Origin of the sequence: Legionella erythra (assembly GCF_001467615.1) — a bacterium.
Taxonomy (GTDB): domain Bacteria; phylum Pseudomonadota; class Gammaproteobacteria; order Legionellales; family Legionellaceae; genus Legionella_C; species Legionella_C erythra.
Map to the genome: position 1 here is coordinate 233730 of NZ_LNYA01000003.1, position 24041 is coordinate 257770.

Here is a 24041-nt window from a genome sequence, read left to right on the forward strand (position 1 = left end):
GCAAAAAGCATGCTTAAATTTCAGCATGATTTTGCATTTACTTCGACCCTCTGTTTAAAAAGTTTAGACTATGAATAATTTTTTTAAAATTCCTCTATACTTAAGTATAAGTCGTCCTCTGTCTAAACATCCATGGGCAATACGAGTCTTATCATTGAGGAGGCGATTGCTTCCGAAGTCGGTTTAGGCAATTTTGCGTCCCGTCATGATTTATCCCACGCCATTCAACTCATGAGCGACAGTATTTTTGTCCTTGATAAAAAAAGCAAAATTATTTTTGTCAATGAAATGGCGGCACATCATTTTTTATTTGAGGACCCAGCCAGAATACTGGGGCAACCCCTGCAGAAAGCAATTGAGGCGCGGCAACTGGGGCCGCAAACACTGTTTACAGAATTAGCCATGCATTGCCATGAAACGCAAAAAGGCGTGCCTCAGCAATTTACCTGGATAGAGGAACACGATAATTATCGCCCCCATCTTGCTTTCAATGTCATGGTCAGTACCCTGATGATCGACAAAAAACCCTATATCCTGATTAAACTGGTCGACATCACCGAATCGAAAATGCTCGAATGGGTCTTGCGCTCTCTGGCTGAAATTGCCAATCACGGCGGCATCAACGACGTGATTGATGATGTGACTAAACTCGCCTCCGACGCATTCAATGCCGATCATGCCTGTGTCGATTTGATAGACGCCGAGGACATTGCTCACAGCGTCAGTTATTATTATCGCGGTATTAAACGCAAAAATGTGTCTTACGCCCTGAAAGATACCCCCTGCAAAGAGGTCAAGGAATCCAAGAGCATTCACCATTTTGACGGTGACGTGCAGGAGCGATTTCCCAAAGACATTCTATTGCAGGAGATGAGCATTAATTCTTATATTGGCGGCCCGCTGCTCAATTCAGAAGGCGCTGTCGTTGGCTTGTTGGTCCTGCTGTCTGAAAAACGGATTATTCTCAATCATCACAGTAAAACCCTGTTTCGTCTGTTCAGCGAGCGCATCTGCCTTGAAATAGAACGTCTGCTGGCGCAACGCAAATTGCAATTTTTAGCCAGCATCCCTCAACAGGACCCCAACCCGGTATTCCGACTTCAATATGACGGCAACATTCTATACAGCAACAGTTCCGGACGGGAAATACTGAATTACTGGTACAAAGGCTCGGCCAAGTTACCGTTGAAACTTCAGGACGCCTGCCTGAAAGCCAAGCAGAAACGCGATGTAGTGCGTATGGAAATGGAAGTCAAAGACAAGATGTATCTCTTTACCGTGGTATGGATTCAGGATTTTGATCAAATCAATGTTTACGCAACAGACATCACTGAATTAAAAATGGCCCAGCAAAAAATGCGGGATCTTGCCAGTTATGACCCCTTAACCAACGTCGGGAATCGGCAATTCTTTGAAACCACGTTGGACCAATGGCTTGAGAAAGCAAAAAAAAACAAGGAAGCGCTCGCTTTACTGCTCATTGATGTGGATAATTTTAAAACCATCAATGACACCCTGGGGCATCACGTTGGCGATCAGTTGCTTCGAAATCTGGCCAAACGCATGTCGGGTTGCATCCGCAAGTCGGATTTCATCGCTCGGTTGGGCGGTGATGAATTCGTCGTGTTACTGAAGTTAACCCAGCAAACCGACATTGAAAAAGTAGCCGCTAAAATCAATAATGCCCTGTCTACCCCCTTTGAAATCGGCGAGTATCACCTTGAAACCGGATGCAGTATCGGCATCTGCTATTACCCAACTGGCGGCCAGACAGCCAGTGAATTGTTACGTAATGCCGATACCGCCATGTACCGCGCCAAGAAAAACGGCAAGAATCAATACACCATTTATTCCAATGAAACCTACAATGAGATCAACAGCCGCCTCATCTTGCTGAAGCGCGATTTGCGTCAGGCCATTACCAAAAACGAATTTTACATCGATTATCAACCCCTGTTTGATTTAAGTACCAATGACATTGTCAGTTATGAGGCTTTTATTCGCTGGCGCCATCCGAAAAAAGGCTTAATTTCCCCAAGTGAATTCATTCCCTTGGCTGAACAAACCGGCTGCATACAATCCTTAGGCTACTGGACCATTCAGCAGGCTCTGAAGGATTTCGCAGCCACCATTGCTCCGCTTTCGGATGCTAAAATTGCTTTAAACATCGCTTTGTCTCAACTCAATGATCAGTATTTCATTGATAATCTCTGCGACAGCTTATTGAAAGCCAATATCTCGCCTCATTCCGTGATTCTTGACATTGCGGAACAGATTTCAAGCCTGCAATACCGCCATCTCGATATTAACCTTGAAGCGCTGCGGTCGGCAGGGATCCGCTTAAGCCTCGATAACTTCGGTACAGAGCATTCCAATGTGTCCCGACTTTTGGAAACGCCGTTTGACTATGTCAAGATTGATCACAGCCTCCTGCATTCTCTGGCTCTGGAGCCCAAACGCGGTGCCTTCATCAGCGGATTAATTGACCTTGCCCACAAACTTGACCTGACTGTGATACAAAAAGGCGTTGAAAACGCTGAACAGAATCAATTATTGAAACAATTGGGTTGCCGATATGCTCAGGGCTTTTATTATTGCCGCCCTCTCCCCATTGAAACGCTGAAAATTTTTATTAATGACTACAATAACAAATACCAGGCTTAAGGCACGGCTACTCCCGGCAACTTTTTGCCGTTCTTTGGCAATCCATTAACCATCGCGGAAATGCTTAAATATCCGCAGGGCTAATTGCTCATTGATGCCTGCCACCTTGGCAATTTCAGCCAAAGGGGCTTTGGCCAGTTCCTGCAAACCGCCAAAACGCCGCAGTAAGGCCTGACGCCGTTTCGGGCCCACCCCTTCAATGGTTTGAAGAGATGATTCCAGTCCGGTCGTTTGCCTTTTTTTACGATGAGCCGTTATCGCAAAGCGATGCGCTTCATCGCGAATGTGCTGTAGCAGATGCAAAGCGGGTGAATCGGCTGGCAACATGATTTCTTCATTGCGTGCAACCAGAATAAGGCGTTCGAGACCGGCTTTGCGATCCGGTCCTTTGGCAATACCCAGGAGGAATACCCCTTCAACGCCAAGCGCGGTAAGGACTTTTTGGGCGACATTCACCTGGCCCTTGCCGCCGTCGATGATTAAAACATCCGGAAAGTGCTGCTCCTCTTTAAGCCGCTTAAAACGGCGGGTCAATACCTGTTGCATGGCCGCGTAATCATCGCCGGCGGTGATGCCCGCAATATTAAAGCGACGGTAATCCTTTTTTCGCGGCCCATCCGTATCAAACACCACACAGGATGCGATGGTGGCTGCTCCCTGTGTATGGCTGATATCGAAACATTCCATGCGGGCAATCGGGGTATTAATCTGTAAGAATGCAGCCAGAGCCTCGTAGCGTTTTTTCATGGTCAGGCGCGACGCGTCATAATCACTGACAGCAAGGCGCAGGTTATTCAAGGCAAAGTCCAGCCAGCGCGCCTTGATGCCACGCGGGTTAATCTGAATTTGACAAGCCTTGCCTCGCAGTTCTGACAGCATCAGACGAATCGCCTCAAGTTCCGGGAGCGGTTCAGCAAGAATCAGCAGCCCAGGAATCCGTTCCGGTGCGTCAACGTAATAAAACGACACAAAAGCTTCCATAACCTGCTGCCGTAAATCCTGAAGCTCGCCCTCCAAAACCAGAACCCGCTGTGGGACAGAAGGAAAAAAGCTGCGGCTGGCGAGCACATGCCCATCGCGTATGGTAACACACTGGATGCAGGCAAAACCGGGTTTGGCGTCCATGACAATCACATCAGCATCACCGCGTAACTGCACCACCCCCTGCTGCTCCTGCACCAGACGCAAACTTTTGATCTGATCCCTTAATAAGGCCGCTTCTTCGAAGGCCAGTCGCTTGACCGCCTCTTCCATACGTGTCGCCATTTCTTCGAGGATAGCCTGGGATTTACCCTGCAGAAAGCGGACAGCGTCATCAACCGCATGTTGATAATCCTCTTTGGAAATATAACCAGTGCAGGGCGCTGTGCAACGCTTGATTTGATATTGCAGGCAGGGACGCGAGCGTGTGGTAAAATAGCTGTCCCGGCAATTGCGGATTTTAAAAATTTTTTGAATGCTGCTTAAGGTTTCGCGCACGGCCGTGGCACTGGGATAGGGTCCAAAGAAATCACCCTTTTTAGGTTTTTTCTTGCTGCGGTAAAGTTCCATACGCGAGTAACCATTGCTGCGAACCACATGAATGTAAGGATAGGACTTGTCGTCCCGCAACAAGACATTATATTTCGGGCGCAGGGTTTTAATCAGATTGCTTTCTAACAGCAAGGCTTCTGTTTCGCTGCGGGTTATGCTGACTTCAATGCGCGCAATCTGGCTTACTAGCGAGCGGGTTTTGGCGCCAGTGGTTTGTCTGCTGAAATAACTGCTGACCCGTTTTTTCAGGTTGGATGCCTTACCGACATACAAAACGGTGTCTTCGGCATCCATCATGCGGTAAACCCCAGGTTCACTGGTTAAATTAGCAAGCAGGGTTGTTAATTCGGGGGAAGGTAAAAACTCGTTCATAATGTAAGTATAGATAGCACAATCCGGGGGCGTTATTGCCCTGTTTAGTCATCGTGCAAGGCATCCGTCGGTTTTTCAATGATTCGATGTTTCATAGCCAGAAAGGTTAATTCCACATCATTTTTAATCCCCAGCTTATCAAACATACGGTATCGGTAACCATTAATGGTCTTGCTGCTTAAAAACAGACGATCGGCAATATCCTGCACCGTCATGCCGCTGGTAATCATAAACATGACCTGCATTTCACGTTCAGACAAGCGATCAAACGGCGACTCTTCGACTGCCTCGAGGCTGTTAATCGCCATTTTCTGGGCAATTTCGGCACTTAAGTATTTTTCTCCTTTCGCTACTTTACGAATGGCAGCGGCCATTTCCTGAGCACCGGACTCTTTGGTAAGGTAACCCATGGCCCCTAATTGCAGGATACGGGTAGGCAGAGGTTCAGCGCACATCGCCGTGACCGCGATAATTTTAATTTGCGGATTGGATTTTTTTAGGCGGCGGGTAACCTCCCAGCCATCAATGCCAGGCATTTTCATGTCCAATAACACGACATCCGGTTTACAGGTTTTCACCAGGGTCAGAGCCTGCTCGCCATTTTCTGCTTCGGCGACGACTTCCATGTCCGGCAGGTCGTCTAATAATCGTCGAATACCCATTCGAACCAACGCATGGTCATCAACAATTAGTACTTTGATCAATCGATTGCTCCTTGATAAGCCATCAATGAACACAAAACGTCCACCGATATTAGCAAGACTGAACGCGCATTACAATTACAGCCGCATAGCCTGGCCACATGCGACAATCAGTCTGCCGTGCCTGGTTAACAGGCGAGAATATGAATACTGGGATTGTTGGCATCCACAGGGAAAAAAGGCGGGTATTCACCCAATTCCCGCGCACGTCGAATCAAGCGGCCAATATTCTGATTTACAAATTCATAGAGTTGCTGATAAGCATCAATAACAAAATAAACTTTTTGCAACATGTCAATGCGGTAAGGGGTACGGAAAGCCACAACCGGATCAAACAACACGCGCATGGGAATATCACTTTCAATGCTGTAAGGTGTCTCACTGATGGAGGATAAAATACCACCGCCGTAAGCCCGCAACCCTTTCGTTGTTTTGATTAAACCAAACTCCACAGTGAACCAGAACAACCGTTGCAGCAAAGGCCATTCATCCTCAGGGAACTCCAGGACCTTGCACGCGTAATTGTACACAAATTCGGCATATACTGGATCGGTCAGCATCGGGCAATGGCCAAAAATTTCATGAAAAATATCAGGCTCCTGCACGTAATCCATTTCTTCTTCCGTGCGAATAAATGTGGCGGCAGGAAAACGCCTCTTTGCCAGTAACTCAAAAAATTCCCGTGCGGAGATTAAAGCCGCAACAGGCGCTACTTCCCAGCCGGTTAACTCACGCAGCCGTTCGCTGACATCCGGAAGTTGCGGAATATGTGAACCGGTGAGACCCAGGCTATCCAAACCCTGCATAAACTCATCACAGGCTCTGCCCGGGAGAATGGTCATCTGCCGCTTGTACAGTAATTGCCAGACGCGATGTTCTTCGTCGGAGTAACTCACCATGCCCTTTAAATCCGGTTGATGAGATACGTAACGGCTGACAAATTCCATAATCGCTCCTAAGCATTCTACTTTTTTAATCGGATTGTATAAATTATAGCTGTAAGCCAATTTAATCAACAGTTAATAGCCATGATCATCGCGTAAAGGCTTAGGTATGGGTTCAAAATACCCATGATTGGTAAAAAGCCACTCATTCAGGCTAAAAAACACCAGCATCGCTATCGCTGCAAATGGGGCAGCGACCTTCATCGCCATTAAAAGACCGCCTAAGATAAGTGCACGTAGCAACTCAAGCCAGTGAATAGCACGCGTGCCATTGCACACCTGGCCTATGATATAAATGGTGGTTAAACAGAATAAATCCAGCAGAATGGTCCTTACACCGACTCCACGCAAGCCCGATAAGAACAGCGTAAACCCAAGTACTAAAACCATCACGTTAACTAACAGGTAAGGACCAGGAACCGCCCCCTGATAGCGTCGCGGCTTACGTTTCACCTGATTAAAACGCCGCTCCCCCAAAAGACCGATTATTTTTTCAGGGGGTTCAATAAATAAAGCCAGACGCTGACTGATTTTTTTTAAAAATCGACCGTAATACAACATATCCGCCGCCACGTTGATGTTGGCATAAAACGAATTCCAGGTTTGCAAGGGTTCCGTAACGCCGTAATCCGGGGGCGCACGCTCAGGCTCAAAGGTATTAAAGAGCTTATCCCAGATGATGAGGCTGCCGGCGTAGTTTTTATCAATGTATTGGGGATTGCGGCCGTGATGGACACGGTGGTGCGATGGGGTATTGAACAGCTTTTCAAACCAACCCAAATGGCTAATCGTTTGAGTATGGATCCAGAATTGATAGAGCGTAATTAAGCTGGATACGGTGACAAACATCCAGGTTGGAAAACCGATGACGGCCAAAGGCAGGTAAATAAACGGTGAAAACAGCGTCTGCACAACACCCTGGCGCAAGGCCACTGACAAATTATAATATTCGCTCTGATGATGAACAGAATGCCCCATCCATAAAAACGTGATGCGATGGGTGGCACGATGATACCAATAATAGAGAAAATCGACTAAAAGCCACAGAATAAACCAGGCTAAAACGGACCGTGGGTTAATGGTCAGCAAGGCGGTGTGTTGATAAAGGCTTTGGTATCCAAAGAGGAGCAGGACTTGCAGAGGAGCGGTACATAGCTGTTCCAGTGAGCCACTGCTTAAATTACTGACATAGTCCTTGATTTCATAAAGCGGTTGCTTTCGAATCCTCGAAACGGCATATTCAATGCCAATCAGTAAAAAAAACACTGGAATGGCATAAATAATAAAATCACTCCCCATCTCAACTTCCCTCTGATTAGGCTGTATGAAACACTACCATCAAATGGTTCAATACGCACCCCTCATCGAGCCTTTCGTTGAATGCTGGTAATGGGAATATAAACCTCTTTGCCCTGTGCCGTGGCATGTACCTGCCCTTTAAAGGCATGGCCGTAAACAACTTCGTAAGTGAGAGGGTATTTACCTGTCTCCGTACGCAGTTGCTGATAAGCCGTCTCAAATGCTTGCCGGGCACCCTTGCCTGTCAACCCTTTATTACGGGCCTGATTGATGTTGCGTACGCCCTGTGCTTTTAAACTGCCTACCAGGGCATGTAAAGAGGGGTAATGCATGGTCAGCCATTCCATATCGACCACCGGATCGAGAAAATGTTCAGCCAGTAAACAATCGCCAATGTCATGCATGTCAGCAAAGGCATTGGTATGGGCATAATGATCAACCCCTTCCCAGGCCTGTTTTAATTCTTTAAACGTATCAGGCCCCAGGGTGGAAAACAGCAGGCAGGCGTCTTTGCTCATTACCCGGTTCATTTCCCGCATCACCTCGTTCAGCGGTTGAGCCCAGTGAATCGCCTGATTGGCAAAGACCAAATCAAATAAACCGTCCGGAAAAGGCAGCGCCGTCATATCGGCATTGACCAACGCCCACTTACATCGCCAGCCTTGCTTTTTTTGGGCTTGATGGAGCATTTCCCGCGCCAAATCGATGCCGATGATCTGAGCATCCGGGTAACGCTTTTTCAGCAGACGGGAAAAAACACCCGTGCCGCAGCCCAGATCAAGAACATAACGCGGTTTAATCTTCATGTAATCAAGGCGCTCAAATAAACGCGTCCCTATTTCATGCTGTATTTTGGCAGCGCGGTCATAATCGGCGGCATGGGTATTAAATGATTTGCTAATTTCGTTTTTAAGATTCATTATGGCAAAGCTTTACTAATGGAAGTCCAACACGCGTGTATCAGAAAATTAAAAGTATAACACAGCAATGGCGATTGCCCGCTGTTTGTGCGGTTTGCAACCACAATCATTCTGGCTTTTTTGCGGTTTGTTCGCTTTGCGAGCAATTATTAACACCCCTTGGGGCCGGTTGCCACTATTGCCGCCAACCACTCACCGATGCGGCGTTCCCGGTGTGCGGCCATTGCATAAAAAAACGCCCCGGCTTTGATGCCGTGTTGACTGCCTATCGTTTTAACGGCCTGCTGCGCAGCCTGCTGCATGATTATAAATACCGGCAAGCCCTGTATCTCCGCTCGTTTTTGGTCAAATTGATGAAAGACGCCCTGCCTGACGATTACCGTTCGGAGTGTCTGATTCCTGTGCCCCTGCATGCCCTGCGTTTGCGGCAACGGGGTTTTAACCAGACGGCGGAATTAGCCAAAATCCTGGCGGCGGAGTTAGCGATTCCCTGCTCCCTGACCCGGTGTCAAAAAATCATCAATACCCCCACGCAAGCGGGACTCAGCGGCCGGCAACGCCGCAACAACCTGAAACAATCGTTCAGGATAAAGCCGATGCCTTATGCGCATGTTACCCTGGTGGATGATTTATTAACCACCGGCAGCACCGCCAGTGAACTGGCCCGCTGCCTGAAACAGCAGGGCGTGCAGCGCGTGGATGTTTTATGTTGCGCACGGGCGTAATCAATGGGCGTAACGCGCCAGATCATTGAGTATCAACTGAACAAAAATCAGCATAAAGAGAATCAATGCCAGACGATGCAGCAAAACTTCCATGGCGATAGAAATCGGTTTGCCGCGAATTTTTTCAAGCAGGACATAAACCATGGAGCCGCCATCCAGTCCGGGCACCGGCAAGAGATTTACGAAACCCACGGTCAGACTGAGTGAAGCTATAAAGTAAAGAAACACAGAAAAACCCTGCACAAATGAATTTAAAGAGACATTAAAAAAACCAACAGGGCCTAAAAGCAAGGTAAAAGGAATCATACCCGTTAACAGCTGTTTGAGCATAACCACAAAAAAGGCGAATAAATCGGCCATCTTGACCAGGGCCTCACGTGCAGCGCTAAAAAAATGCGTCCCTGGCACCCAGCGTTGATTCGTAGCCGGCGATACCATTTCAAAACCCAACAGGGAAAACAGCGACCCCTTTACGGCCGGGAAGCGCCAACGGCTTAAATCCAATTGCAATTTCTGTGGCTGATTCTGCTGATTCTGAACAACGACCGGGATGTTGGCCTGTCCCAGGGAAGCAATAAGACGCATGCCGGCTTCCTGCAGAGACTGCGCCGAATGACCATTAATCATCAGGATGCGATCGCCGGCTTTAAATCCTGCCGATGCTGCGAGACTTTGCGGTGTCACTTTCTCGATGGCGGCATCATACTGTTTATAGCCCACCATCAGCATCAGGGTCAACGCCACCCAGGTCACGAACAGATTAGCCACGGCACCAGCCAACAAAATGATTAACCGTTGCCAGACCGGCTTTTTATCAAAACAGAAAGGAAGTTCGTCTTCCCGGACGGGCTGGATACGGGAATTAAGCAGCCGCACATAACCGCCGAGCGGCCATAAGCCCCAGACCCATTCGATACTGTGTTTATCCTGCCGTTTGAGCAACGGTCTGCCAAAACCAATGGCGATGCGTTGAATGTTGACCTTAAACAACCGGGCTGCCAGGGCATGCCCGGCTTCATGAAGGCCGATGACTAAGATTAATGTAAGTAATAATGCCAGAAAGCCGGTAAGCATCTCTTCCTGCTAGCGTGTGTTATCAACCACTAATTGCAGCATGGGACGGGGCTTTCGTCCAGTCTTAAGTTCATGGCCTTTGCGGTAGACTTCAAAGATGCGGTAAACCTGAGCTGTTTCGCTGTCGACAAGCTCGACCTCATCGCCGTGATCATCCATCAGGGTAACCGTTAAGTGCATTTCCCGGAAATGGCTTATTTTGTAGCGCTCTTTGAACAAGCGCAGGACACTTAATAGATTTTCTGCCGCCTCTTCACTGTTATGGTTGCCCTGGAAGATGATATCCATCGAAATCTCCTTAGCAGGAAGCGCCTGGTATTTCCCTTGTTAACGGCAAATCAGGCAAGGACTTGAGTATCAACGGCGATTGATCCTTGTTTTACTCTACATTTTAAAAAAGTTATGGTTTACAATCTCAAGCATTACCGGATAAATACTATAACTTAGATGGTCTTTGTTGCCTGCGGGCTTAATCATAAAACAGCTCCGCTGGATGTGCGTGAAAAAGTCGCGCTGACGCCAGCCACCCAGAATACACTGCTTCACAAGCTGGTGGGTCTCCCCGCAATCAACGAAGCGGCTATCCTGTCGACCTGTAACCGCATGGATATCTATTGCGATACCAACGATCCGGAAAGCCTGGTACCGTGGCTTGCCCATGAACATCAACTGTCCCCAGACGCCCTGTTGCCGTATTTTTATCTGCATCATGGGCATCACGGTATTCGTCACACCCTGCGTGTCGCCAGCGGCCTGGACTCCATGATGCTTGGCGAACCGCAAATTCTTGGGCAAATGAAACAGGCTTACCAGCAAGCCTGCCGTCTCGGTGCCGTTAAAAGCAATTTACGCCACGTGTTCGAATACGTTTTCAGTGCCAGCAAACGCATCCGCAGTCAAAGCGGCATTGGCACCAACCCCGTTTCCGTGGCTTATGCCGCCGTGCAATTGGTCAATCAATTTTTTAATGACATTCAATCCCTGCGGGTTTTTTTAATCGGCTCAGGAGAGACGGCCAATCTGGTGGTTAAATACCTGCACAAGGAAGGCGTCTCTGATTTTTTAGTGGCAAGCCGTACCCGTGAAAATGCCATGCAGCTCGCCACGGCCTATCAGGGCAAGGCCTTGACCATTGGCGATATTCCCGAGCATCTGGCCGAGGCCGATGTCGTCATTTCAGCCACGGCCTGTCCGCTCCCCTTCATTAACAAGAGCCTGGTGGCTCATGCCCTTGAAAAACGACAGGGCAATCCGATGTTCTTTCTGGATTTGGCGGTGCCGCGCGACATTGAGCCGGATGTCAGCGACTTGGCCAACGTTGTCCTCTATAACATCGACGATTTGCAATCCATCATTACCAAAGGAATGGATGAACGCCGCAGCGCCGCCCTTCAGGCTGAGCAGTTAATTGATTGCGAACTGGACAATTACATTCGCTGGCACCGCTCGCTGCGCGCCAAAGATGTGATCTGCCATTATCGTGATACCATGGAGAATCTGGCAGCGGAAGAATTGCAACGGGCCATGAAGAAGCTCGCTTCAGGCATCAATCAAACCGAGGTTTTGCAGGAATTCAGTAATCGTCTGGTGAATAAATTAACCCATTTTCCCACTGTCGGCTTACGGCAGGCGGCATGGGATAATCGCGAAGAATTGCTGGATCTGGTGCATTATTTATTTAATCCATCCAAAGCGTTTATACCCTATGAAGAAATCTCTTGAACTAAAACTCGAACAGATGCTGGAACGCTTTGAAGAAGTGGGCCGCCTGTTGTCCGAAGCATCCGTAATTGCCGATCAAAACCAGTTTAAAAACCTTTCTAAAGAATACGCACAACTCGAACCGGTCGCCAGCTGTTATAACGACTACGTCGCCGCCCGTGACAATGTTGCTTCGCTTCAGGAACTCATCGACAGCAGCGATGCCGAAATGGCCGCCATGGCTAAAGAAGAAATTGACGAAGCCGAACAGCGCGTTGCACACCTGGATGAAGCCTTGCAATGGCATCTTATCCCGAAAGACCCGGACGATGAACGCAATGTTTATCTGGAAGTGCGCGCCGGAACCGGCGGCGATGAGGCCGCCATTTTCGCAGGCGATTTGTTCCGCATGTATAGCCGCTATGCTGAAACCGTGGGTTGGCAGGTTGAAGTCATCAGCGCCAGTCACGGCGAACACGGCGGTTACAAGGAAATCATTGCCCGCATCAGCGGCAACGCGGTTTATTCCCAGTTAAAATTTGAATCCGGCGCTCATCGGGTGCAACGGGTCCCTGAAACCGAATCGCAAGGCCGTGTGCATACATCGGCCTGCACGGTTGCCATCATGCCGGAGGTGGATGAAATCGATGACATTGACATTAATCCGGACGATTTGCGCATTGATACCTACCGCTCATCCGGTGCAGGCGGTCAGCATGTGAACAAAACAGATTCGGCCATACGCATTACCCATATCCCAACAGGGGTGGTTGTGGAATGCCAGGATGAACGCTCTCAACACAAAAACCGTTCCAAAGCCATGGCCCTGTTAAAAACGCGGCTCCTGGATGCTGAACAAAGCAAACAACGCCAGCAGCAGGCAGACACCCGTAAATCCCTGGTTGGAACAGGCGATCGTTCTGAACGCATTCGTACCTACAATTTCCCGCAGGGACGTCTGACGGATCATCGGATTAATCTGACCCTTTATCAATTAACAGACATCATCGCCGGCGATCTAACGCCGGTTATAGACGCCTTAAAGCGTGAATACCACGCTGAACTGCTCGCGGAAATCGGACGTCATGACAGCCATTAAGGAAGCCCTGGCAGAGGCCATGGCTCAACTTAAAGAGAATAATCCGGATTGCCGTATTGATGCCGAAGTGCTTTTAGCCCATGTTCTCATCCGATCCCGCAGCTTTCTGTACTCGCATCCGGAAAACGAGTTAACGCCTTTGCAATGGAGCCGATTCAAGAAACTGGTGGCGCAACGGCGACAAGGCTTTCCCATTGCCTACCTCACCGGCATCAAAGAGTTCTGGTCCTTACCCATTCGGGTGACGAAAGACACGCTTATTCCCAGGCCAGAGACCGAGTTGCTGATCGAAATCACGCTGTCACAATTGCAGGATGTACCTGACGCACGGGTTCTTGATCTCGGCACAGGCAGCGGCGCCATTGCCCTGGCGTTGGCTAAAGAAAGGCCCGCGTGGCAGATTGTTGCCAGTGATTTTAGCGAGGGTGCCCTTAAAACGGCTGTTGAGAACGCCAGCAATCTGGGTTTGACCAACATTCAGTTTATCCATTCCGACTGGTTTACCAACATTCACCAACCCGCTTCATTCCATGCAATTGTTGCCAACCCGCCTTATATTGCCAGCACCGATCCCCATTTAAGCGAAGGCGATGTCCGCTTTGAACCGCAAACAGCCTTAGTCAGTGGTGAAACCGGTTTGCAAGCCTTAAAGCATATTATCAGCCAGAGTCTTGCGAGGCTTTGTCCAAACGGTCTATTATTAGTTGAACACGGTTATGATCAAAAATCAGCGGTAGAGTCTATGCTTAAAGATTATGGGTATAAAGCGATACATTGTTGGCAAGACTGGCAAGGGAATGACCGTGTAAGCGGTGGAAAGCGTAATAATGGTTGAAGCTGCGGGCAATTTTTGATATACCTAACGCCCTTCATTCGCTTGCATGAATGAGTTAGATGACAGGATGTAGATAGTGGGAGGCAACGATGCCAGCGCATAGAGTGGATACAACTAACGAGAGTAGACATAACGTGAAAACCAACGCCGTGACGAGCATGGGTATTACACCTTATCAGGAAACTGAGGGTGAGGAATACATGAATGACAAACAAAAGGCACACATGGAGACCATATTGCTTGCCTGGCGTCAGTCGCTTATGGAAGAAGTGGATCGCACTGTAACTCACATGAAAGATGAAGCGGCTAACTTCCCTGATCCATCGGATCGTGCCACTCAGGAAGAAGAGTTTAGCGTCGAACTCCGTACCCGTGATCGCGAAAGAAAGCTGATTAAAAAAATTGAAGACGCGCTGGAGCGTTTACGCGACGATGATTTTGGCTATTGCGAAGCCTGTGGTATCGAAATTGGTCTGCGCCGCCTCGAAGCGCGCCCCACAGCGACACTTTGCATTGATTGCAAAACCCTTTCTGAAATTAAAGAGCGTCAAAACCAGGGCGGCTAATCCTGATTTTCTTTCAGATTAACTCCTGTCCCAGGAGTTAAATCGCTTTTCCAGGCTAAATTTCAGCGATTGAGATCCCCCTCTCCCAAAAGGAGAGGACGTTTACCAACTCCCGCTGTGCTTTTAGTAGCTCATCGCGATGACAGGCATTCATTCACAACAGCGACATAACGCGCGACCGCCCCACGGTTAGCATTCAGCACCTCACTGGCGTTTTTGATGAGTTGCTCCCGCTCAACCGGGTTACTATGCAGTTGGACCAGGCCATCAACCAACGCCTCAGCCTTATCAATGATTTTCACAGCCTTTGCTGCAACAAGCCCTGCCATGATCATTTTAAAATTATGGGTATGAGGTCCGCTGAATACAGGCACTTCCATGGCGATGGGTTCAAGCACATTATGACCGCCAACCGGAACAAAACTGCCGCCGACAAAGGCGTAATCGGCAATCTGATAACAGGCCAGCAATTCGCCGGTGGAATCAACCACCACCACGTCATTGTCAGGCTGAATACTATCCAAATCACTGCGCTGGCCGGTACGAAAACCCATCTGCTGCGCCAGCTGGATGACCTTTTGGAAACGTTCCGGATGGCGCGGCACCAGAATCAGGACAACTTCAGGAATAGCTTGCTGCAAACGCCTTAGCTGAGACAAAATCAATTCTTCTTCGTTTTCATGCGTGCTGGCAATGACCACGGCGGTGCGCTCGCTGCCCCATCGTGCCTGCAATTGCTGAAAGACATCGGCATTGACATTTTTTGTTTCCAAATCAAATTTGATGTTACCCAAGACGCTTACTCGCGCCGGTTCAGCGCCTAAGGCAATAAAGCGCTCGGCATCTTCCTGCCCCTGAGCATAGATGCCCTGAAACTGGTTTAAATAGAGCTTAAAGAAAGACGCCGCTTTTTTATAGGAACGCATGGAGCGTTCTGACAAACGGGCATTGAATAAAACCAGGGGTGTACCGGCCTCTGTTGCATAATGGATCATATTGGGCCAGATTTCGGTTTCAAAGATGATGCCCATACGCGGCTTGAACGCCTTAAAAAACCGTTGCAGGGTAAAAGGCAGTTCATGAGGGACATAGCGATGCGTTACCCTGTCGCCAAACTGCCGTGCCACCCGCTCAGCCCCGGTGGGCGTCATGGTGGTGATTAACAGGCTCTTTTGTGAGCGCAGCAATTCATCAACCAGTGGGGTTGCTGCAATCACTTCACCCAGGGATACCGTATGCAGCCAGATGTCAAACGATTGCTGAGGTAGTTGATCCAGGCAGAAGCGCTCAGCTATCCGCTCGCGGTAGGCGGGCAACGTTCTGCCCTTCCACCAATACCGCAGGAGCAGAAAAGGAATTAATAAATACCAGATTGTTGAATAAATAATCCGCATACACTACCCTTAAAAAAAGAGCAAGTATATATTTGTTGCCGACGCAAGGATACTGCTTGCGCTAAAAGACAGCAATGAAAATGTCCAAAAATTCCCTCCCTCGCTAAAAAACGCTAAACTAGTAGTATTGGTTGGGAATGGCAACCAGAGGCCTATTCGTCTCGCCAGCCTCTCAACCTGTTTTAACGAGATTACGGAACACTGATTTAATGAATTTTCGCCAATTCTTTACCACCCACACCTGGTGGGGGAAAATACTCGGAGCCTTCTTCGGCTACCAGATTGCGGGGCCCGTCGGAGCCTTCCTGGGTATTTTAATTGGCAACGTATTTGATCGCGGCCTCATCGAACACTTTTCCCGTCCTCACTGGCGTTACCACGAGGAAAAGCGACAGGCCGTCCAAAAGGTTTTTTTTGAAACCACCTTTTTAGTGATGGGGCACATTGCCAAATCAGACGGCCGGGTTTCTGAGCGTGAAATCGCCATGGCTCGGACGTTAATGGATGAAATGCGCTTAAGCTATGAACAGAAAACCCTGGCCAAACGCTTTTTCCGCGACGGCAAGCAGCCTTCGTTTGATTTGGGCCGTACGTTGAATATGCTGCAGCTGACGTGCCGGGACAATCCGGAATTGCTCAAACTATTCATGGACATCCAGTACCGGGCAGCCATGGCCGATGGCCTGTCACCGCCTAAAATTAAAGCACTGGATATGGTTTTTAATCGCTTAGGCTTTGCGCCTTTACACAAACAATACCGTTTTTATGAGGATTTTGGCCCTCAAGCGACCCGTTCTTATTCTTACTCCGGTGCCAATTCCGGTTCCACCCAATCGGGCGGCAGAAACAGTTATTCGTCGCAAAACCGTCAATCGTATTCCAACCGTCACTATTCTGGCCGTCAACAAAGCAGTTATAGCCCGCAAAATAACCTGACCTTAGCTTATGCCCTGCTGGAGGTATCGCCGGAGGCAAGTAAACAGGATGTCAAACGAGCCTATCGACGCCTCATTAGCCGCAATCACCCGGATAAACTGATTGCCAAAGGCTTGCCGGAAGAAATGATAAAAATGGCCAATGACAAAACCCAAAAAATCACCAAAGCCTATGAATTGATTTGCGAAAGCAAAGGTTGGTAGGCTATCGCAACTTGATCGGCGGCTTCACCGGCTCTTCTGCTTCCTGTTTCAGCATCCAGCCATTGAGGTAAGCAACGACCATCGGTATGGCATACCAGTATTGATGACGCGCCCCCGGCATCTTGATATGGTGATAATTTTTTTCCTCACCCACCTGGTTGCGCCGCTCTTTTGCCTGCTTTAAGACAAAGGCATAATCAAATTGCCCGACAATATCGATCATGGGAAAACTGACTTTCTTCAGCAACTCAAGGCTATCCTTTTGTTCCGGTTTATCATAAGCCGAAATGAGGATTAAGCCATTAACCTTTTTTGACTGCGGTTTGGAAAAATAATCCAGCGTCACGCGCAGTTGGTCACCGTAATGCACAACCATCATGCGGTTATTGTTTTTCTGGCGTAAAGCGGCCAAGGCTTCAGGCAGCTGCTCCATCCAGGAACCCTTCTCCTTCCCGGTATCTGCCGTAACCACAACAACCGACCATCCCCGTTTCGCCAATTCTTCTCCTAAGGATTTAGCAAACTGAATACCATACACGGGCGGATCGCCAAAGAGAATCACCACGCCACCCTTGGATTTCATATCAGGAGCCCAATAAGGTAAGTTGACCTTTTTCTGGTTGACACTGATTTCCAGAGTCGATACCTCCGCCCTGGCCATCAGTAAAAGCCCCAATAAGAGACATCCCACAAGAACACGCATAGGCGCTGCATAACAGGAGTTGTGCTGTGATTAAGCAAAATTCCTGCCGGGATTTTAGGCAGGTTAAAGCAGGGCAAGCCGGAGTAATGGGTGCCGCGGCTAACAGGCCGCGGACTGGGAGAGATTAATCCACAAACTGAATATCAGCAGCATTCAGCAAGTCACGGACTCGCAAAGCCATCATATCATGCGCCGGTGCGGAGGGGTGCACGGGGTCAAAAAACAGGTAGCTTGAGCAATCGACCTGGCCCTGAAACTTAAGGCGCTGCGCGATTTTAAGCATGGACTGCTGTGAAGGCTTGTCCACTATCACGTCATAACAGGTTTCGAGGGTATTGCTGAAGCCGTATTTGCCCGGATCAGCCAACACATCGCCCATCATCTGATACACATCGTATTGCAACCACTGAACATCTTTATAATTCTCTTTCAGCTCGTCTAAGGTTTGCATCAGGCGAGTATTATGATCAATGGAAATGGCTGATAAAGCATCGGTCGCATCAAACAAACGGGCAACCGGAATTTTACCCAAATCCGGCAGATTCAACACGAGAACATGTTTGGCGCCGGCTTTGGCCAGGCGTTCCAAACCGTGCTTGATGCCGGCATTAACCTCTGTCACGGTTTTATCGGCGTCTTCCGGGATACCGAGGTAATTATTGGCGCCAATCCAAACGATGAACAGGCTGTTCTCATCTGCTTTATCCTGGTGCGCCAGCAAATAACTGTCTATTTCCCGTTTCAGGGTAAACAAAATGCCATCGTCTTCACTGTCATTGGAAATCCCGGCCCCACCAAAAGCATAATCCAGTAAACGGCCTTTCCCATCTTTTGGAAAATAAAGCTCAGCCAATTTTTCTACCCATACCGGTCCATTGGTAAAACGTCCTTCATAATAAGGTGGCGATTCCGGCAATTTACGCTCCATGTATTCATAAAGATTGCCGTTATCTGACAAACTGTCGCCAAAGACCACAATATTTTTTAAGGGTGCGGCAGACACAAATCCTGAAAAAAGCAGGGCAAGCAAAGTGATTAACACATTCATTTAAGGCCTTATTTTTTATAAAAAAGCGTGGCCATTATAGTATAGGGCCGTCAAATGGATCAATTTAATTTACATTCAGCCCCAATAATTGCCACTTTCACCGCAAATCACGCCATAAGTCAACTATCACTTGCAATTTATACCCTCTATCCACATTATATGGATTTAATCGCCACCTATCACACCATGCACACTGAGGCTTATCAAACAAAGCTCCGGCGTTTCAGCGGGAAAATTGAGCGTTTGCCCAATCATGAAATTAAATATTTCCTGCTGCTTTTGCTAACCACACTCAAGCAGCAGCCCAAACCTTACTTCCATGCAGTGCTTGAGGCTGCCATTGAGCTGACTGACCAGTGTCATGCGTTTCTTAGTCTCCATGACACCGCGTCTCTGGATAGCGCCCTGCAGAAATTACAGAAAAGCTATCATGCCCTCGTTAAAATTGCCGGTACCAACAGCATCCAAACCCAACTTGTTCAGGGTATTTTAAATATTGGCGGCGCCTTAGCCGCGCTGGTACTCGGCATCCTGGGCGGGTTGATAGGCGGGTTTTCAGGCCTGATTCGCGCCGGAGCACGGCTTGAAAACCCGTTCAAACACGCCCTCATCGGTTTCATTACCGGATTTTTTGTCGGCGCCATGATTGGTTTTCGCGCCCCTAAAAAATGGTTTAAAGAAGAAACATTCCGCCAGATTAAATACACCCTGGATGGCCTTTGGCGTTCGCTGAATCACTTGGCCAGCAGCCAATACCAACCCCTTAACCGCCACATTGATGAATTGAAAAAGCGTTTACTGAGTGAGTATTTCAATAATAACCAGGATGCTCTGGATCAGTTTCTGGACAGTCCGCAGACTTACCAAATCCTGACCTTTAATGCCCGCTTCATCAGCGATGCCTTAAGGGGGTATGTCGGCCATCATGCCTTAATCAAACTGACAATTGGCGATAAAGACTTAGCCCTTGAGTTTTCGCTTGGCGGTTCTAACCTCAAACAATCAGCAGCGCAATGCGAAAATCGGCAGGTCGATGGCCGGCAATTACTGAGTATGATGGCACTGCATGAGCACCTTCAGGCTACTCATGCCTGCACCAAGCAGTTTATCGCCACCCGCATGAAACCGGGCGAAACCGACTGTTTAAGTTATGTTAATCTGATTTTAACCGGCACTAATCAAGCCCCTACCCGCCTCAAACGCCTGACTGATCAGGACTCGCTGGCTGGAAAGATGGTAGGCTTTTTCGCCACCTGTTTTAGCCCCTTCCCCCAAACGGCATTGCATCCGCAAAATACGTCTTTAGAGAATTGGGCGCCGGATTGACGCCGGCTAAGCTTACTTAATGTGATTGCCCGTGGGCTTTGCAATGATTTTTGCAGGAATAAGATTGTTGGTGAGGCGTGACACGATGCTGTCGACCCGGCGTTGAAGCCTGATTTCAACCATGACTGTTTCGTTGGGGTGCAGGATTTTGTTAATGTCTGCGAGTGAGGAATGAAAATCAAGTAATTTGTAGTACGCAAGGGCCCGATCACTGGCCTCAGGGTATGCCTTAATCCGAAACCCCAGATTACCCTGCATTTTTGGGGTATTAATCCCGGCTTCCATCACATCGTAATCAAGAAAATAAGTGAGTTTACCCGGATTACGAAGGTTGCGCTGGCGATCAACGAAGAAGCCTTTGGGCAACGCGCCTTCGCTGTATTGGGGGCCGGCTGTCAAGTAAAGATCATAATCGTCAAGCGGGTTGCCGCGGTCATCCATCAACTTAAATAAAATCATGGCATAGCGATTGGTAATGTACTCGCGCTTATGAATCAGTGTCTTAACCTGCTCGATATGTTCATTCCTCTGAGTTTCTTCGGTGAGCTTGTCGAGTGATTTAGCCAGAGCAGTATAGGCGTCCCGGCTTTTGACCTTCAGGCAGCGCAACACCCACATGGCCGTCGGGTGGGCGGCCGCATTGGCCATGGTCACGCTGCGGATGATTCCCATTTTTTTGCCGGAATGAGCACACCCCGGCAGAACGCCAAAAGCCATGGATTGCGTACGTGTCAGCTTGGTTACCACCAGGTTTTCACCGTTACTCCCCTCCTGATGCAACTGCAAACGACTGTAGTTCATGTTGGCTGCCGCGACCCGAACCACCCCATCCGATCCGGCTTCGCCCGTGTAGGAATTGAGCGCATCATACAACTGGCGATCAATGGTTTGACCGGTAAGAACAAAGCAGTATATGCCATGCACTGTGCAATCGTAATGCAGCCAGCTTTCATTCAGCTGCCAGCTCCGCTCACTTCCAAGCTCAAGCCAATCAAGAATGTGTTGCCCCGGTTCAATGCCTTCAAAAAAACATTTTATTCGCGCTAACCGCGACTTGCCTAATTGCGCAAGCGCTGAGCCATGGTTAGCGGGAGCAAGCATAATCAAATGGCTTAAGGGGCATTTGGCAAGGTTGTTTTTATAGTATAAATCCATCCATTGACGAACCACAGGGCCGCCGGTTGAATGGGTAATACAGGCAAAACGCTCCCCATGACGCAGCTTGTCGGCTATTTCCTCGCGCACGGCATGCTCAAAAGCACGGGCAATATCATCGAGCGTGACGGTATCGTTAAAGCTGATGTAGTGGCCAAGATAGATATTACCGACCTGAATATCCAAGGCGCCTTCCCTGCATTGGCTTTCAAGCCATTGCGGCAGTTCGCCATAGGTGTTGGTATGGGTCACACTCCAGCCATGGACAAAGATAACAATCATCATTTTCCTTAACGTGTTGATATGAAAAGTAGAGAAAATAAATCGGGATGATAGGGGATTATTTGCCTGTAGAAAACTCCCGAAGCGGCATTCAGCTTCTTTTATTACTAGCCCTCCTCACCAATCCCTGTTTAAAATAGGCTTCCTTCATTTTCGGGAATCGGTTATGGATTTTAATAAAAAATTTACGCGTGAATTTCTCATAGCCCTGCCCGCCATACTCAGCGATAAACAGGAATTAAAAAAAGCGCGGGCAAGCTATACACAGGATGATAAAGATGAACGCCGCTACAATTGTCAAGCCAGCTTTGGCCTGAAAGACTGGGATAAAGAAGCAGCGGTTGATTTTTCCGCTGCAGTTTTTGAAGCCCTGGTGCGTGCTTCAGAACAGTTTAAGCATCATATCGAGATGTATGAGCAGGTGCAGTTCCTGAATGAATACATCAAGAATGAACTGGTTCCCGGTTTGACTGAAGGCATCAAACCCAAGCAACCGCTTGCTGATGTCAGGGACGTTATTAAGCAGCGAATCGACACCATGAAAGAGCCTTCGCTGGCCAACAACCCCTATGTATTTTACGGCGGTCTTGCCGCAGCGGCTTTGGCTGCCGTGGCCGTCGTCGCCTTAGCTCCCAATGGGCCAAAGTAACAGAGAAATGCCGATTAAGACACCTAGGCAGCGCTTAATCGGCAGGCAATCACACCACGCCCAGCGACGTTAACTTCAATTGGCGGCCGCAAACCCAGGCTTTATTCAAATCCTGGAATACTTCTTTGGACATGCCCTGGGGTAAACGTACGGTGGAGTGATCATCGTGGATTTTCAAACCGGAAATGTACTTGCTCTGCAAGCCGGCTTCATTGGCAATCGCCCCGACAATGTTACCGGGTTTCACACCATGGATACGGCCCACATCGATGCGGAACAGTTCCTGCGGGTAATCATCGCGGATATTTTTCTTGCCAAAGCCTTTACGCTCTGAACCCTGCCGTTGTTCATAATGACGCGCCGATTTAAACTCGCCATCCCGCTGCCTGGTTTCTTTAGGCGCACGTGCCGGCTTTGGCAACTCCAGTTGCCAGGCTTTATCCTGATTAAGCATTAGGGCTAAGGACGCTGCGACATCCATGGCCGAGGCTTCGGGATTGGCTTTGAGGAATTCCTCAATAATGCGGTAATAACCCGCCACGTGCTCATGGGCAAAACGGGATTTGATATTAGCCATCAAGCGTTCCTGCCTGGCCTGTTCAATCATATAATCATTAGGCACAACGATTTTCTCAATGCGCTGGCGCGTATGACGCTCAATGGTATTGAGAATACGCGACTCCCTTGGCGTAATGAATAATACAGTCACGCCGCTTCGGCCGGCACGTCCGGTACGGCCAATACGGTGCACGTAGGTTTCACAGTCATGGGGGACATCGTAATTGATAACATGGGTCACTCGGTCGACATCCAAACCACGCGCTGCAACATCGGTGGCAACCAGGATATCAATCGCGCCCTGACGAAACTGGGCAATGATGCGTTCGCGCAGCGCCTGGGTAATATCGCCATGAATCGCCATCGCGCGATAACCTTGCTGCTGCAGCACAGCAGCGACTTCTTCCGTGCTGCTCTTGGTGCGAACAAAAACAATCACACCCTGATAGTCTTCAACGGCCAAAACCCGAAGCAGGGCATCCGGTTTTTGTGCCGGTGTAGCAAACAGGAAACGTTGTTCAATGGCTTTAACGGTGGCTGTTGCCGTTTTAATTTCCACCGAAACCGGATCATTGAGGTAGCTGTTAGCAATCTGGCGGATACGATAGGGCATGGTGGCTGAAAACAAGGCGATCTGTTTTTCGTCAGGCAATTTGGCAAGGATGGTTTCCACGTCCTCAATAAAACCCATACGCAGCATCTCGTCGGCTTCATCCAGCACAAACGTTTTCAATTGATGAAGCTGCAACGTGCCCCGATCGATGTGATCGAGAATTCGCCCTGGCGTTCCTACAACGATATGCGCCCCTTCGCGCAATTGTTTAAGCTGACGACTATAGTCCTGCCCGCCACAGAGAACAGACACGGTGGTGCCTTTCTGATGGACGCTTAAAGCTTCAAACTGCTCAGCCACCTGAATCGCCAACTCACGTGTCGGCGCCAGGATAAGCGCCTGGGTTGCCCTAGATTTTAACGATAAACGTTTAAGAATAGGCAAAGCAAATGCTGCCGTCTTCCCCGTACCCGTCTGTGCCTGCGCAATCACATCCCGGCCTTCAAGCAAATACGGTATCGTCTGGGCTTGAACAGGGGATGGCGCTTGAAACTTCATGTCCTCTAAGGCTTTCAGTAAAACATCCGATAGGTCGAGGTCAGCGAAGCTTGCTAATTCTTGTGTCATAAATGGTTCCAAAATAAATCGTAACTGAAAAAAATGGGTTAACTAATGTAAAAATTGCTCACTATAATAGCAAAATCAGCACGGTGATGCACTAAATTTGTTAGTGTGTGCAATTCTTGGCGTGGAATATTACTAAAAAAACAGGAAGATACATTTACAAAAAATTTAAATTTT

Annotated in this window: 21 protein-coding genes; 9 read left to right on the plus strand and 12 right to left on the minus strand. The window is 48.6% G+C overall.

Translation table 11 applies throughout. From position 1 onward, the window contains the following. Positions 1–132 precede the first annotated feature (132 nt). Positions 133–2664: a bifunctional diguanylate cyclase/phosphodiesterase gene (locus Lery_RS02180; RefSeq protein ID WP_058525606.1), complete on the plus strand. Its 2532-nt coding sequence runs from the start codon at positions 133–135 to the stop codon at positions 2662–2664. Between the two features lie 45 nt (positions 2665–2709). On the opposite strand, the gene uvrC is transcribed toward Lery_RS02180, so the two are convergent. The 5 genes from uvrC to bioC form a co-directional block, all read right to left on the minus strand. Then, positions 2710–4569, minus strand: a complete 1860-nt coding sequence (gene uvrC / locus Lery_RS02185) for an excinuclease ABC subunit UvrC (protein ID WP_058525607.1) — start codon at positions 4567–4569, stop codon at positions 2710–2712. A 44-nt stretch (positions 4570–4613) separates the two neighbouring features. Beyond that, the gene (letA, locus tag Lery_RS02190; protein ID WP_058525608.1) at positions 4614–5273 is read right to left on the minus strand and encodes a two-component system response regulator LetA; all 660 of its coding nucleotides are present in this window, start codon (positions 5271–5273) and stop codon (positions 4614–4616) included. Positions 5274–5398: 125 nt separating this feature from the next. Then, the gene (gene phhA / locus Lery_RS02195; RefSeq protein ID WP_058525609.1) at positions 5399–6217 is read right to left on the minus strand and encodes a phenylalanine 4-monooxygenase; all 819 of its coding nucleotides are present in this window, start codon (positions 6215–6217) and stop codon (positions 5399–5401) included. A 72-nt stretch (positions 6218–6289) separates the two neighbouring features. Beyond that, a complete protein-coding gene (locus Lery_RS02200; RefSeq protein ID WP_065230223.1) occupies positions 6290–7513 on the minus strand; it encodes a sterol desaturase family protein in 1224 nt (407 codons plus the stop codon). A gap of 62 nt (positions 7514–7575) precedes the next feature. Next, on the minus strand, positions 7576–8433 hold the full coding sequence (bioC, locus tag Lery_RS02205) for a malonyl-ACP O-methyltransferase BioC (protein WP_058525610.1): 858 nt from the start codon (positions 8431–8433) through the stop codon (positions 7576–7578). Positions 8434–8468: 35 nt separating this feature from the next. Between bioC and Lery_RS02210 the strand changes: the two genes are divergently transcribed. Next, complete coding sequence (locus tag Lery_RS02210; RefSeq protein WP_058525611.1) at positions 8469–9158, plus strand: ComF family protein; 690 nt, start codon at positions 8469–8471, stop codon at positions 9156–9158. On the opposite strand, the gene Lery_RS02215 is transcribed toward Lery_RS02210, so the two are convergent. Together Lery_RS02215 and Lery_RS02220 are read right to left on the minus strand one after the other, a co-directional pair. Continuing rightward, positions 9159–10232: a M50 family metallopeptidase gene (locus Lery_RS02215; RefSeq protein ID WP_058525612.1), complete on the minus strand. Its 1074-nt coding sequence runs from the start codon at positions 10230–10232 to the stop codon at positions 9159–9161. A 9-nt stretch (positions 10233–10241) separates the two neighbouring features. Next, a complete protein-coding gene (locus tag Lery_RS02220; protein WP_058525613.1) occupies positions 10242–10520 on the minus strand; it encodes a hypothetical protein in 279 nt (92 codons plus the stop codon). A gap of 159 nt (positions 10521–10679) precedes the next feature. On the opposite strand from Lery_RS02220, the gene hemA reads away from it, so the two are divergent. The 4 genes from hemA to dksA all read left to right on the plus strand — a co-directional run bounded on the left by hemA (position 10680) and on the right by dksA (position 14433). Next, complete coding sequence (hemA, locus tag Lery_RS02225) at positions 10680–11954, plus strand: glutamyl-tRNA reductase (protein WP_058525614.1); 1275 nt, start codon at positions 10680–10682, stop codon at positions 11952–11954. Next, positions 11938–13032, plus strand: a complete 1095-nt coding sequence (gene prfA / locus Lery_RS02230) for a peptide chain release factor 1 (RefSeq protein ID WP_058525615.1) — start codon at positions 11938–11940, stop codon at positions 13030–13032. Before hemA ends, prfA begins: the two co-directional genes overlap by 17 nt. Then, entirely contained in the window at positions 13019–13867 is an 849-nt protein-coding gene (prmC, locus tag Lery_RS02235; protein ID WP_058525616.1) for a peptide chain release factor N(5)-glutamine methyltransferase, read from the plus strand. The genes prfA and prmC overlap by 14 nt, the downstream gene beginning before the upstream one ends. 158 nt (positions 13868–14025) lie before the next feature. Then, a complete protein-coding gene (gene dksA / locus Lery_RS02240; RefSeq protein WP_310790366.1) occupies positions 14026–14433 on the plus strand; it encodes an RNA polymerase-binding protein DksA in 408 nt (135 codons plus the stop codon). Positions 14434–14564: 131 nt separating this feature from the next. Here dksA and waaA read toward each other — a convergent pair whose 3' ends face one another. Further along, complete coding sequence (gene waaA, locus Lery_RS02245; protein ID WP_058525618.1) at positions 14565–15827, minus strand: lipid IV(A) 3-deoxy-D-manno-octulosonic acid transferase; 1263 nt, start codon at positions 15825–15827, stop codon at positions 14565–14567. A 209-nt stretch (positions 15828–16036) separates the two neighbouring features. On the opposite strand from waaA, the gene djlA reads away from it, so the two are divergent. Beyond that, positions 16037–16966 carry a co-chaperone DjlA gene (gene djlA / locus Lery_RS02250; protein ID WP_058525619.1) on the plus strand — a complete coding sequence of 310 codons (930 nt, stop codon included), beginning with the start codon at positions 16037–16039 and terminating at the stop codon, positions 16964–16966. Position 16967: 1 nt separating this feature from the next. Here djlA and Lery_RS02255 read toward each other — a convergent pair whose 3' ends face one another. Together Lery_RS02255 and plaA are read right to left on the minus strand one after the other, a co-directional pair. Continuing rightward, positions 16968–17669, minus strand: coding sequence for a type 1 periplasmic-binding domain-containing protein (locus tag Lery_RS02255; RefSeq protein ID WP_058525620.1), 702 nt, complete (start codon positions 17667–17669; stop codon positions 16968–16970). 124 nt (positions 17670–17793) lie between these two features. Continuing rightward, positions 17794–18717, minus strand: a complete 924-nt coding sequence (gene plaA / locus Lery_RS02260) for a GDSL family lysophospholipase PlaA (protein WP_058525621.1) — start codon at positions 18715–18717, stop codon at positions 17794–17796. Between the two features lie 159 nt (positions 18718–18876). On the opposite strand from plaA, the gene Lery_RS02265 reads away from it, so the two are divergent. After that, entirely contained in the window at positions 18877–20043 is a 1167-nt protein-coding gene (locus tag Lery_RS02265; RefSeq protein WP_131750924.1) for a hypothetical protein, read from the plus strand. 12 nt (positions 20044–20055) lie between these two features. Here the strand turns inward: Lery_RS02265 and plaB are convergent, their stop codons facing one another. Next, on the minus strand, positions 20056–21480 hold the full coding sequence (gene plaB, locus Lery_RS02270) for a phospholipase PlaB (RefSeq protein WP_058525623.1): 1425 nt from the start codon (positions 21478–21480) through the stop codon (positions 20056–20058). A gap of 166 nt (positions 21481–21646) precedes the next feature. Between plaB and Lery_RS02275 the strand changes: the two genes are divergently transcribed. After that, positions 21647–22129: a hypothetical protein gene (locus Lery_RS02275; protein ID WP_058525624.1), complete on the plus strand. Its 483-nt coding sequence runs from the start codon at positions 21647–21649 to the stop codon at positions 22127–22129. 49 nt (positions 22130–22178) lie between these two features. On the opposite strand, the gene Lery_RS02280 is transcribed toward Lery_RS02275, so the two are convergent. Then, positions 22179–23867, minus strand: coding sequence for a DEAD/DEAH box helicase (locus Lery_RS02280; RefSeq protein WP_058525625.1), 1689 nt, complete (start codon positions 23865–23867; stop codon positions 22179–22181). Positions 23868–24041: the final 174 nt, after the last annotated feature.

Coding starts and splice junctions, on each gene's coding strand:
- Lery_RS02180 (WP_058525606.1), top strand. CDS start 133: ATGGGCAATACGAGTCTTATCATTGAGGAGGCGATTGCTTCCGAAGTC.
- uvrC (WP_058525607.1), bottom strand. CDS start 4,569: ATGAACGAGTTTTTACCTTCCCCCGAATTAACAACCCTGCTTGCTAAT.
- phhA (WP_058525609.1), bottom strand. CDS start 6,217: ATGGAATTTGTCAGCCGTTACGTATCTCATCAACCGGATTTAAAGGGC.
- Lery_RS02200 (WP_065230223.1), bottom strand. CDS start 7,513: ATGGGGAGTGATTTTATTATTTATGCCATTCCAGTGTTTTTTTTACTG.
- bioC (WP_058525610.1), bottom strand. CDS start 8,433: ATGAATCTTAAAAACGAAATTAGCAAATCATTTAATACCCATGCCGCC.
- Lery_RS02215 (WP_058525612.1), bottom strand. CDS start 10,232: ATGCTTACCGGCTTTCTGGCATTATTACTTACATTAATCTTAGTCATC.
- Lery_RS02220 (WP_058525613.1), bottom strand. CDS start 10,520: ATGGATATCATCTTCCAGGGCAACCATAACAGTGAAGAGGCGGCAGAA.
- hemA (WP_058525614.1), top strand. CDS start 10,680: ATGGTCTTTGTTGCCTGCGGGCTTAATCATAAAACAGCTCCGCTGGAT.
- prfA (WP_058525615.1), top strand. CDS start 11,938: ATGAAGAAATCTCTTGAACTAAAACTCGAACAGATGCTGGAACGCTTT.
- prmC (WP_058525616.1), top strand. CDS start 13,019: ATGACAGCCATTAAGGAAGCCCTGGCAGAGGCCATGGCTCAACTTAAA.
- dksA (WP_310790366.1), top strand. CDS start 14,026: ATGGGTATTACACCTTATCAGGAAACTGAGGGTGAGGAATACATGAAT.
- waaA (WP_058525618.1), bottom strand. CDS start 15,827: ATGCGGATTATTTATTCAACAATCTGGTATTTATTAATTCCTTTTCTG.
- djlA (WP_058525619.1), top strand. CDS start 16,037: ATGAATTTTCGCCAATTCTTTACCACCCACACCTGGTGGGGGAAAATA.
- Lery_RS02255 (WP_058525620.1), bottom strand. CDS start 17,669: ATGCGTGTTCTTGTGGGATGTCTCTTATTGGGGCTTTTACTGATGGCC.
- plaA (WP_058525621.1), bottom strand. CDS start 18,717: ATGAATGTGTTAATCACTTTGCTTGCCCTGCTTTTTTCAGGATTTGTG.
- Lery_RS02265 (WP_131750924.1), top strand. CDS start 18,877: ATGGATTTAATCGCCACCTATCACACCATGCACACTGAGGCTTATCAA.
- plaB (WP_058525623.1), bottom strand. CDS start 21,480: ATGATTGTTATCTTTGTCCATGGCTGGAGTGTGACCCATACCAACACC.
- Lery_RS02275 (WP_058525624.1), top strand. CDS start 21,647: ATGGATTTTAATAAAAAATTTACGCGTGAATTTCTCATAGCCCTGCCC.
- Lery_RS02280 (WP_058525625.1), bottom strand. CDS start 23,867: ATGACACAAGAATTAGCAAGCTTCGCTGACCTCGACCTATCGGATGTT.